General features: G+C 57.7%; 7 protein-coding genes. 5 read left to right on the forward strand and 2 right to left on the reverse strand.

The features are described from left to right. Complete coding sequence (locus AC1DH3_RS09790; protein ID WP_476909190.1) at positions 1-798, reverse strand: hypothetical protein; 798 nt, start codon at positions 796-798, stop codon at positions 1-3. A gap of 505 nt (positions 799-1,303) precedes the next feature. Here AC1DH3_RS09790 and AC1DH3_RS09795 point away from each other — a divergent pair. Then, a complete protein-coding gene (locus AC1DH3_RS09795) occupies positions 1,304-3,217 on the forward strand; it encodes a hypothetical protein (RefSeq protein ID WP_476909191.1) in 1,914 nt (637 codons plus the stop codon). Here AC1DH3_RS09795 and AC1DH3_RS09800 read toward each other — a convergent pair. Then, positions 3,214-5,595: a HelD family protein gene (locus AC1DH3_RS09800; RefSeq protein ID WP_476909192.1), complete on the reverse strand. Its 2,382-nt coding sequence runs from the start codon at positions 5,593-5,595 to the stop codon at positions 3,214-3,216. The genes AC1DH3_RS09795 and AC1DH3_RS09800 overlap by 4 nt on opposite strands. Positions 5,596-6,293: 698 nt before the next feature. On the opposite strand from AC1DH3_RS09800, the gene AC1DH3_RS09805 reads away from it, so the two are divergent. From AC1DH3_RS09805 to brxC, 4 genes are read left to right on the forward strand one after another with little or no spacing between them, the layout of a single operon-like run. Continuing rightward, a complete protein-coding gene (locus AC1DH3_RS09805) occupies positions 6,294-6,485 on the forward strand; it encodes a helix-turn-helix domain-containing protein (protein ID WP_476909193.1) in 192 nt (63 codons plus the stop codon). After that, positions 6,482-7,102 (forward strand): DUF1819 family protein, encoded by a 621-nt coding sequence (locus tag AC1DH3_RS09810; RefSeq protein ID WP_476909194.1) that lies wholly within the window; start codon positions 6,482-6,484, stop codon positions 7,100-7,102. The genes AC1DH3_RS09805 and AC1DH3_RS09810 overlap by 4 nt, the downstream gene beginning before the upstream one ends. Then, positions 7,095-7,706, forward strand: a complete 612-nt coding sequence (locus tag AC1DH3_RS09815; RefSeq protein ID WP_476909195.1) for a DUF1788 domain-containing protein — start codon at positions 7,095-7,097, stop codon at positions 7,704-7,706. Before AC1DH3_RS09810 ends, AC1DH3_RS09815 begins: the two co-directional genes overlap by 8 nt. 8 nt (positions 7,707-7,714) lie before the next feature. Then, positions 7,715-11,236 (forward strand): BREX system P-loop protein BrxC, encoded by a 3,522-nt coding sequence (gene brxC, locus AC1DH3_RS09820; RefSeq protein WP_476909196.1) that lies wholly within the window; start codon positions 7,715-7,717, stop codon positions 11,234-11,236. Positions 11,237-11,384: the final 148 nt, after the last annotated feature.

Here is an 11,384-nt window from a genome sequence, read left to right on the forward strand (position 1 = left end):
TTATGGCTGTGCGACCCGGTAGCGCAGTAGTTTCCGAATGAGCGGCCGTATCTGGTCGATGGCGGCAACGTCAACCCAGCTGCGTGGACCCTTCGCCGGAGCTCCAATTATCTGCAACATGGCGAGGACATTCGCACTCGTAACATGAAATCTGTCTGCGATTTCGTGGACACGAAGTTGTTGCTGAGTCAGGTGGCCGAGTTCGCCGATGACGCGTTCTATATGCGATGGATTGGCACGCGTCTTTCGCACGACACGAAACGACATCCAACCGCCTGATTCCACGGAGGAGCGTTCTAGCTGAAGCTGCCCGCGGCCTGCTGAACTGGCCAGCGCATCTCCTTCCACGATTCCGAGGATAACGTGGGGCTCCCCCTCCATAGCTCGCCAACCTGAAATTGACTCCCTGTAGTTGCCGCCAGCAAACATGTTGAAGACCTCAATTCCCGCAATTGGGTAGTCACGGGCGATCATCACCCTGGGTATGTTCCAGGACCTGAACAGAGGAGAGGTATTGAGCTGGCAGACGACAAGGCTGCGCTGTGCTATGTCGAATATGAGCGACGGAATTTCATCAATCTCGAAATAGGTGCCGGGCTTCCTTTGTCGCTCAGCCGCTTTGCGTGCGGAGATCGCATTGGTGAAGATGGCGGAGCTGGTTTTGTACTGATTGATCGTCGTGCTGTTCCAAGCGTTACGTTTGGCGGTGAGGAGGTGGACCTCCGACCTGCGGACGTGAGTTACAGGGCAGTCCAAGACATGGAGGTCTCGGGGGAGCAACAAGGGCTTAATCAGCATGGATTCTGCCTTCGACAGTGGAGAATCGGGTACAGCGGTCGAGTGTCGAGCTCAAGACTGCGAGGCCAAGGCTGTCTCTCTGCCGTCGGGAGCCACTCTTAGGAGCTTCAGAAGGTCGTTCGCTTCATCGCGACGCAGTCCGCGCAAGACCGTTACTTCGCGTCCGACGAGCTGGGAGACTGTCCTTAGTTTGTCCTCATCGCTGAAGATCCCCATCTTGCGCAAAACATCCGTCAGAGCTCCGAGCTGGATGTTGGTGGCCGGTGCATTTTCCGGAGACGAGCCTGAATAAGTCCCAGAATCCCAGTGTCCGTATGCATCTTCTGGCACGTCCGGCCCCCAAAATAGTCCATCATCGGAAATTGAATACTAGATTGTTGCACGGGTTCAGGCTACGCGGAGCAACCTATCTATTCCGCGGTCAGCAATAGGGCGTGGGAGGACTACTGCCGTCGATGGCGACAAGTATGATTTCACTTCATCTATGCCCGAAAGGGGAACCTGCGTGCTGAGCTATCGGACTCTGCTAACTATCAATCCGCAACCTGAAGATAATGTGGTCCAAGGCGTTATCGACAAGACTGTGGAGTGGTTGCGCGACAAGAATCTCGACGTTGAAGCACTCGTACCCAACAGCGAAGTGACGGTCTCAGCAAACGCGCGAGTTAAATGGATTGCTCCGGAGTCGGCAGAATTTGTGGGGACTCAGCGGCTGATCCTCACGGAAGAGAGTCCGGCCGGCAACTGGGTCTCCACGCTCACCGTGAGGCAGCCTTCGGACGGACGACCGTGGTTCTGGATGGATGTCGAAGGGCCGAATTGGGCGGGCGCGCCGAGGCTCGTCAGCTCGCTCATCGAACATTACTCGTGCTCTGATCGTGGCGTTAGGCTCACGAAGCGTCCGGTGATAATTCGTCCACAGCAGGTGGATGAGCTGATCCGGCTGCTAGGGCGCCCCGGACGTCGAACCCTCTCCTTCATCGCTGGCAGCAGCGCGGGATTACCGATGAAGGCCTGGAAAGAGTTCGTCGGAGATCTCCTTAAGCAGACCATCGGCCAGGCATCCGGCTACGTGCTGGACCCTGTCGCCACAACGGTCTTCAACCAACGTGTGGGAGAGAGTTTCGGTGTCCGGCCCGGCATGCTCAGAACCTATCTTCCAGAGCTTGACATCCTTGATCCGCAGGACGCGGCCCGCCATAGATTTCTGACCTCCGAGTCCATTGCGACGCAGAATGTCGGCCGACTTCGCAAGACGTTGAGCTACAGGGCCCGCGAAGTTACCCAAGCAGCACTGTTGGACGACGGGGTTCGTCTCCTAGACCGCCGTTTGGAAGAAGCAGAGCTCCTCATGGAACTCTCGCCCTCGTCTACGGTGAAGGCCGCTGCGACGGCTCCAGAAATCGTGGCGCCAAAATCCTCGCCGTCGCCCAACGATGGCACAGTCACCAGCCACTCTGAATCGCAGTCGGCGCAGGACCAGCAGACCGCAGTTCCGTCTGAACTGGAGCGACCTGCAGAGCCTCTGGTACCCGAAGCCACGGTTGGGGAACAAGCCGAAATATACCTTGCCCTCAGGGCACTTGTGGAGGAATTTACGGGAAGCGCGCCATCGGCGGTTTCCGTCGAGGTAGTCCGTGGACTTTTGGAAGCCGGACGTGATGCCGAAAAGATGAATACACGGCTCCTCGCCAAAATTGACCAGTCATCGGCGGCATTGGATGCCGCGATGGTTGAACAAGACAGGCTGCGCCACCTCATAGACGACCTTGAGCTCGACGCGTGGGAAACCTGGGAATTGCTGGAGGCGCAGACGGCTACCGCCCGCGGAGCTCAAGACGCCGAGTTGAAGCTTCGGGCAATGCTAGCCAGCTCCGGCGCTGACGTCGACTGGACCGAACTGGAAGACGCTGCAGCGGTTGAGCTGGCCATTCCCGAGAACTTCAACAGCCTGGTCGAATCCTTTACGGAACTTCCCTTCGTGGTGTACACGGGAAACAAGGACACGACGGCTGCCCTCGACAATCACGACGCGGTGGGCCAGTGGTGCGTGATGACTTGGAGCATCTTGGCGGCTTTGAACGACTATGCGCGACTTAAGGCGGAAGGCATGGACGTTGGAGGAGTGCATACATATCTGGAGTGCCCGCCACCCGGGGGACGCACATATCCTCCCGGGCGTCACGCACGTGATGAAAGCGAAACCGTGAAGCAAAATCCAAGCTTTTCGGGTCCGCGAACTCTACCCGTGCCAGTAGAGGTTGAAGCGAGTGGAAAAGCATTTATGGGCGCCCACTTCAGGATCGCAAAACACGGCATGGTGTCACCACGATTGCACTACATCGACGCCACAGCCACGTGCGGAAAGATCGTCGTCGGCTATATTGGGCCCCACCTGCCAAATACCCAGACAAACTAGGCGGCTGGACCTTCCTCCTCCATCTTGTCCCAGAGAAGGTCCACGACTCGATGCTGCACACTCGGGCTCATCTCGCGAAGGACGTCGAAAAAGTCCGTGGCTATGCCTTGCGCGATGCGCTCGAGCATGGGTTTTAGTTCCCCCCCGGAGATGGGGCGCGAGACATCCGGCGCGTCGTCTAAGCCGCTGACATGTAGGGTATCGTCCGCGGGGGTGCTATCTTCTACTTCGTCAGAGGCGGTACTGCCGCCGTCGTTGATGGTTTCCATTGCCTGGATGGGCGGGTCGCCTTCGTCCCCGTCTTGCTGTTTGATGTCCGCTTCTTCGACAACGACGTCCGAGTCTTGAGTAACACTATTTGGAATGAATTCCTCGAGCATTGCAGGAATTCGGTTGGATCGAAGGACTACGTCAAGGTGGTGGACAGTGCGTGTGAGGGCGATATACAAGAGCTTGGCGCCCTGCGCCATGTCGAGGATGGCTTTCGGCTCTACGACCACGACAGCATCGAATTCCAGGCCTTTTGATTCCTCCGGCGAGACAAGGTTGATCCCCTGCGACAGGCCGCCGTCGGCTGATTCGCTGAACTTCATGCCGGCCGTCCGGAAGGCACCTTGAACCGAGCTCATTTGAGTTGGAGGAACAATCACGCCTACGAAGAGACCTCGTGAACTATGCGCCTTAACCGCCGCAACAACCGAGTCCATCAATTCGGTCTCCGCGGCGACGTGCCACCGAGGCTCTTCTTCAACCGTCCTAGGAAACGCAGTGGGCGCGGTCAATCCGGGCGCCGCGGTCTCGAGGACCTTGGCGGCTACAGCCAAGGCCGGCGCCGGTACCCGATAGCCTACGGTCAGCTCAGCTTCCGTGAAACTGTGTTCCTCGCCAAGCGTGGTCAGGACCTGATTCCAGTCTTTCCGGGCGTATGCCGAGGTTGCCTGCGCAATATCACCAACAACAGTCATCGAGCCATTCTGGCTTCGGCGGCGAATCGCACGGAGCTGCATATATGACAGGTCCTGGGCTTCGTCGACGACTATGTGACCGTATCGGTAGGACGTGCCGTTAATAGCAGCGGACGCACAATCAATAACGCCGAGGTCTGCCATTGTCCACGGTTCCTCGCTCATCCTCCCAGCGGGGCGTCGGAAAAGGAGCTCCGCTTCCGCCTTGGTGGCACCCGCGCGAACTAGCCTGTCCTTGGACCCGTAGAGGTCCCTGACAAACTGATGTGGGGATCGGGGCATGACTCTGTCCACTTGCTCTTCGAACGACACTTGGTCGATGAGAGACAGGGGATTAAGACGGCCGGCGAAATTCCTCGACAAGATTAGTGTTTGTAGTGCAGCCTTGAACTGAGCCCGGCGCCGACTGTATGTGTCGGCAGGCAAATTGACCAGCGCGTCTCTGACTTCGGAACTTGTGATCTGCAGCGTTCTGGTCTTGGAGTCCGTGCGTTTCACAGCGAGTCCACTTACAGGGATGCGCTCACGGTCGTTGAGCCCCCTGGTGACTATGGATTCCATCTTGGCCGAGCCCTTCTTGCGAGCGATCTCGCTGCTCTCTTGACCTCTTGGGGTCAAGTCGCCCGCCAACAGTTGCCCGAGAGATTGCTGCACCACGTCAACGTCGCCGAGGGTCGGCAGGACGCGCCTGATGTACTTGGTGAAAGTCGGGTTGGGGCCGACGACCAGGACGTCCTTGGGCTGCAGTTCCTCGGCGAAGGTGAACAGGATCCATGAAACGCGATGAAGAGCCACCGCGGTCTTACCAGTTCCCGGGCCGCCTTGGATAACCAGCAGCTGATCTTTGGGCGCGCGGATGATCCTATTTTGGTCGGCGGTGATAGTGCGAACGATGTCGGCCATGAACTCACCCCGGTCGCGAGCAAGATCCTCCAGGAGAGGGTCCAGACCTACGAAAGTCTCCGCCGCGAGGTCATCCGAGAGCTCTTGAAATATCTGGTCGGTGAACGAGTCAATCCGGTTATACGTGGTGGTAAAGACCCTTTTACGGGCTACCCCGTGGGGTTCTTCGGGAGTCGCCTCGTAAAAGGTATTTCCGATTTCTGACTGCCAGGGACAGACCAACAGCTCGTAGTCGTGGTCGCGAATGGCAACACTGCCGAGATAGATGGTGTCGCCGTCGTCCAGGTCCATGCGCGCCGTGGCAACTGCTTCGGATGGCTCTAGACGCTTGCGATTCTGCAGCGCCGCGCGCTGAGCGGATCGCTCGTGGGTGTTTCCGCTAACAACGGCTTTCGCGGCATCCTCGAGATACTTGTCATAAACCAACTTCGTTCCGTCGAAGACGTCCTGCTCGAGGGCCTTCTCAGCCTCAAACGCGTTCCTGTCGGTGTCCTGCAACTGCGCGGTCATGCTTCCCCCTGTGACTAATCGAACAAATTAAAGCAGACTCCTCCGACATTCCCGGGTTGAACACGTCCGGAGATCAGACAGGGTTGTAGGTTGAACCAAAGGAACCGGCGACATCAGGAGGAAGCGTGGCGAAATCTGCGCGGCCGAAGGGCACGAAGGGGCAATGTGCGGTCTGCCGTAAGTTGCTGGCGCAAGTATCGCCTGGCGGACTCGGGACCAAACACGCTGATCGAAACGGCGATTTTTGCGGCGGGGTCGGGCGACCAGTTGTGTCTGTCAGCAAGACGGGGTCGAAACGTGCGGGAATGTCACATGGCTCCAGCCCAACGAACACGAAGGGCAGCGCCGTAATCGCGGCTCGTCGGGTCGAGTCTCCTGGAGGGTCCGTGGAAAAGCGTGCGAAAGAGCGACCTGCCGTTCTGCCGATCCCGAAAGTAGGCAGTAACGGGAAACTTTCAAATGCCGCGAACAGGAGCGAGGACCGTTGGTCACTGCTCAGCGATTCCCCTCGCGAAGATCTTGAGACAGACCGGGCTTGGCGGCGCGTGAGACTCGGGACATCACAAGGGACGGGAAAGCGTCGTTGACTCGTCGGATCCGGAGAGACACCGAGGCCTCGGTAAGGGCCCAACTGCCATGGAACCCGACGTCGTCCGATAAGATCGGGCCTATGCCGCAAACACCCAAGTCATGTCACCATGGCTGAGCCCTGGTCATCGGTGGATGATGTGGCGGAGCACCTAGGCGTCAGCAAGGACACCGTGTACGCCTGGCTCGCAAAGCGGGATATGCCGGCCCATCGCGTCGGAAGGCTATGGAAGTTCAAGCTCAGCGACGTTGATACGTGGGTTATTGCCGGCGGCGCGGCCGAAGGTGGACCGTCGGATTGAGCGACGAGACACGTTACAAGCTGTCCTTCACCACTGGCGGACTCTTGGCGAGCGAGTGCCGCGTCCTCGCTGCGGAGTATCTGCGCCTCGGTGACTGGCGAGAGGCCAGAGCGTCGGTGAGAGCGAACAACCTCATCCAGAAGCGCACCGCGTCCGCCGTCGCGCGCATCAGCCGCGAAGCGATGGACCGTGCCAGCATGCTGACTGACGCCGAGCTGGAGATCGTGGTCGGCGGTAATGCCCCCGAACGCCAGCAGCTCGTTTGGCTGGCGATCTGCCTCCAGTACCCCTTCGTCGCTGATTTCGCAGAAGAAGAAGTCAGGGAAAGATACCTATCCATGAGCAACGAGCTGGGTCCCGGAGCTCTGGATACGTTCTTCGTCAAGAAGTCGTTCTGGCACGGTGAGCTGGAGGAACTGAAGCCTTCCACGAAGAACAAACTTCGCCAGAACTTATTCCGAATGCTCCGCGAAGCGCAGATAGTGTCAGAAGCAAGCCATATCCTTCCTCAAGTGATAGGAGAACGCGTAGCGGATGCCTTACGCAAGCGCGGCCCGGGATCGTTTCTGGTCTTCCCCGTCACGGACTTCGAGATTGAAAGTTTGATGCATGCATAAGAAGGTCTCAGATATGCCCCTCGCTAAGCGCGAAGAGCACCTCCTCAAGGCGCTCACGAGCCGGCGCTTCCTTGACAACAAGGTCCCCGGGAACGAAGTTCCATTCTTTATCTGTCCCTTCGCGCCAGCTGAGGCTCTCGCGATGGAGAAGGTTCAGAAACGACTTCAGAGCCGTCTTAAAGTCGACGGCATCGAAGTCCTGGAGATCAATCTCTACGACCTCACAATCGAGGTCCTCCAAGAGCGAGAGCTATGGGACAGCGTTCTGGAGGCGGAACCCCAGCACTCCAAGGACGAATTTCGAGAGTTGTTCCAGCAGATCTTCGATCCAGCGCACGAGCTCGCTCCGCGCGTAAGGGAGAAACTCAAAGCGCCGCACGACATCTTCTTCCTCACCGGGATTGGCGAAGTGTTTCCTTACATCCGGTCGCACACGGTGCTCAACAATCTCTTAAGCATCTCGAAAGACAAACCGATGCTGATGTTCTTCCCGGGGGAGTATCGCCAGTCAGCGTCGCAGGGGTCCTCGCTGGTGCTCTTCGGGCAGCTCACCGATGACCAGTACTACCGCGCGTTCAACATCTTCGACTATCACGTTAACTAGGGGGAACCATGAAGCTTCATGACATCTTTGCGAAAGATGTTTCGCGAACGATTGAGGGCGTCGTCAAAGCCGACGACGAGTCCCAGATTGGCACAGAAGTTAGTGAGTACGTGCTCACTAACGAGGCCAGCCAGCGGATGGAATCCCTCCTGGACGCCTACAACAACTACGCCGGCGCGAACGGCGCCTGGGTTTCGGGATTCTTCGGATCCGGTAAGTCCCACATGCTTAAGATGCTGGCTCACCTACTCGGCGACGTCGACGGGCAAAAGGTCTCGAGGGACCAGGTAGTCGAGAGTTTCATCCAGAAGACCGCCGGCAATGGCATTCTCCGTGCGGCGATAGAAAAGTCCCGGCAGATCCCGGCGAAGAGCATTCTCTTCAACATCGACCAGAAGGCGACCTTGCAGAGCAAGGACCAGCCGGACGCGCTGCTTAGCGTCTTCGTGAAAGTCTTCAATGAGTCCTGCGGCTTCTACGGGCAGCTGGGTCACGTGGCAAAGTTCGAGAGGGACCTCGTCAAAGAGGGCATTTTCGGCAGTTTCAAGGGCGTCTACCAAGAGATTTCGTCCAAAACGTGGGAAGAGGGGCGCACCCTCGGCATCCTCCAAGAAGGCAACATCGCCAAGGCGCACGCGCGTGTAACGGGCCAGGACGAAACAGCGCCCACGCAGATACTATCTAAGTACCGTTCCGAGTACAGCGTCTCCATCGAAGACTTTGCGAACGACGTTAGGGAGTGGCTGGATAGCCAGGACGGAGACTACCGGCTCAACTTCTTCGTCGACGAGGTCGGGCAGTTCATTGCGGACAACACGAAGCTCATGCTGAATCTCCAGACTGTCGCGGAGACGCTCGCCACTAGATGCAATGGCCGGGCATGGGTACTGGTCACTTCGCAAGAGGACGTCGACGCGGTTATTGGCGACAGGACCAGCAAGCAGGGCAACGACTTTTCCAAAATCCAGGCGCGCTTCAAGAATCGGGTCAAGCTCACAAGCGCGGATGTGGAAGAAGTCATCCAGAAGCGCTTGCTGGAGAAGACCGCTACCGGATCAATCCAGCTAGGCGAAATCTACGCGGCAGAAGCCAACAACTTTAAGACGCTATTCGATTTTGCAGACGGTTCGCGGAAGTACCGCATCTTCCAGGACGAAGAACATTTCACGTCCAGCTACCCATTCATTACATACCAGTACACGCTGTTCCAGGATGCACTCAAGGGGCTGTCTGCCCACAACGCGTTCGAGGGAAACAATCTGGCCGTCGGAGCCCGGTCAATGCTTGGGGTCTTCCAGGACGTCATCCAGCAGCTCCAAGACACCCCGGTCGGCGAACTCGCGACATTTGACCGGATGTTCGAGGGAATTCGACATTCCCTAAAATCGCAGCTCCAGGGCGCCATCATTACTGCTGAGGATCACGTCAGTCAGCAGAACCAGTTTGCGGTTCAGGTTCTCAAGGCGCTCTTCCTGGTGAAGTACGTACCGGATTTCAAAGCAACGCCGCGAAATCTCACTATTCTGATGTACAACCGGTTCGGTCTGAATATGGTCGATTTTTCCACCAAGGTGAAGGACGCACTGAACCTGTTGGAGCAGCAAACGTACGTCCAGCTCAATGGCTCCACGTACGAGTACCTGACGAGCGACGAGAAGGACATTGAGCAGGAGATTAAGTCGGTTGAGCTGGACTCAAACAAGTTCGGATCCGATTTCGCGGCGTTCCTCACCGGCGACATCCTGAAGTCATCGAAGGTGCGTTACGTCTCCAACGGCCAGGATTTCCCGTTCGGGGTACGACTTGACGACAGCCCCTATGGCCAGCAGAAGGAGCTGACGCTTCACTTCATCAGCCCGGAATACGAGTACGCTGATTCGCTCGAGACCCTGAAGGCCCACAGTTCCGGCAAGGATGAGCTTCGCGTAGTCATCGCCGACGACGGCAGGCTCATGGCAGATGTGCGGCTGTATCTCCGGACTGAGAAGTACCTCAAATTGAAAAGCTCAAGCCAACAATCCGACGCTGTGCGGCACATTCTGGAAGTCAAGGGGCGGCAGCTCGCGGAGAGGCGAAAGGAAGTGGTCGGCCGACTTCGGAACCTGGTTGCGAAAGCGACAATGGTGGCCAACGCCTCGGAGATCGCCGTGACTTCAGAAGACCCTGCCGCGCGGATTGACTTGGCATTCCAGGATCTCATTGCCCGGACATACCCGATGCTCTCGATGCTGGGCAGCGCGAAATTCACCGAAGACCAGATTCAGAAGAACCTCAGAGTCCTCGACGGCGCACTCGAGAGCGACGCTGCCCAAATGGTGTCGGCAGGCGAACAAGAAATCCTTAACTGGGTCACGCTGCAGAATGCCCAAGCTGCCAAAGTCACAGTAAAATCGATCGACGAACACTTCGTGCAGAAGCCGTACGGGTGGTCGACCGTTGCAATTCAGGTGCAGCTTGCAAAGTTGATCGGCCTCGGCAAGGTTGCTGTGAGCCGTGACGGCGTGAAGTTGGCCCGCACAGAGGCGGGATCAGATCTGAAGAACACTGCCCGTTTCCCCGTCCTGGTTCTGACCGTTCCTGTTGCTTACCGGTCAGCGGACGTCCGCGCCCTGGCGGATTTCTATAAGGATTTCTTTCTCGAGCCGCAGCCGACTGCTGACCCCGTGGAATTGGCCGCGGCCACCAAAGCCCGTTTGCAGTCCCTGCACGACAAACTTACGTCGGACCGCGCCAAGTTCAACTACCCGTTCATGGGATCCCTCTCGAACGCCACGGAGGCGCTGGCCAAGGTGTGCGGACAGTCTGACGATTGGTACCTCACATCGTTCCGGACTCACGTGGACGAGCTGCAAGACTTCAAGTCCGATCTCATTGACCCTATCGAAAGCTTCCTCAACGGACAGCAGAAGAAAATTTACGACGACGCCGCCGCCTTGCTAAGGGGCGAGCAGTCAAACCTGACGCAAATTGACTCGGAGCTGCCCGAGGCCATCGAGAAGCTCTTGGATGATCCGACGATTTTCCGCGGTGGAAAGATACCTGCCCTAAACACCCAACTCCAGCAACTCCGTGAGGTGCTGGAAGGGGCCGTAAATGCAGCACGATCAGATGCCAAGGAAGCAGTCGGAAAGGCTGCTTCGGCGATTACCGGCGGTGATCACTTCCTGAAGGCAACGGACGACGCTCAGGCCGCAGTGCGTACACGCGTTCAAAAGTTCGACGCCGGCATCGCGGCGGAGAAGCAGATCGTCACATTGAAAGGCAAAGCGAGCGCTTTCCAGGATGACGTGAAGCCCGCGTTGTTCCAAATACTGGCTCAAAACCCAAAGGAGCGGCCCACGGGATCGCCAACCGATCCGAACGGCGATCCCGAGCCCAAAAAGACCGTCAAGATCGTGCCCTTCGGCTCCCTTGAGTTGGACACGGACATCCAGCTCATCGAGACGACGGCTGATATCGAGGATTTTGTGGATGCTGTTCGCCGAGCCCTGACGGCCGAAATCTCTAATGGAACCAAGGTGACGCCGTAATGGATTTGTCGTTGTTGCGTGGGTTTGCTGCGGGTGTTCGGGTTGAGTTGGTGGGTGTGGTTGGTGCTCGGTTGGCTGGGGTGTTGTTGCCTGGGTCGGTGGAGCGGGTGGAGTTTCCTGAGGCGGTGCGGCGTCTTGAGAGTGTGGT

Source organism: Arthrobacter sp. 05L428 (assembly GCF_056397665.1).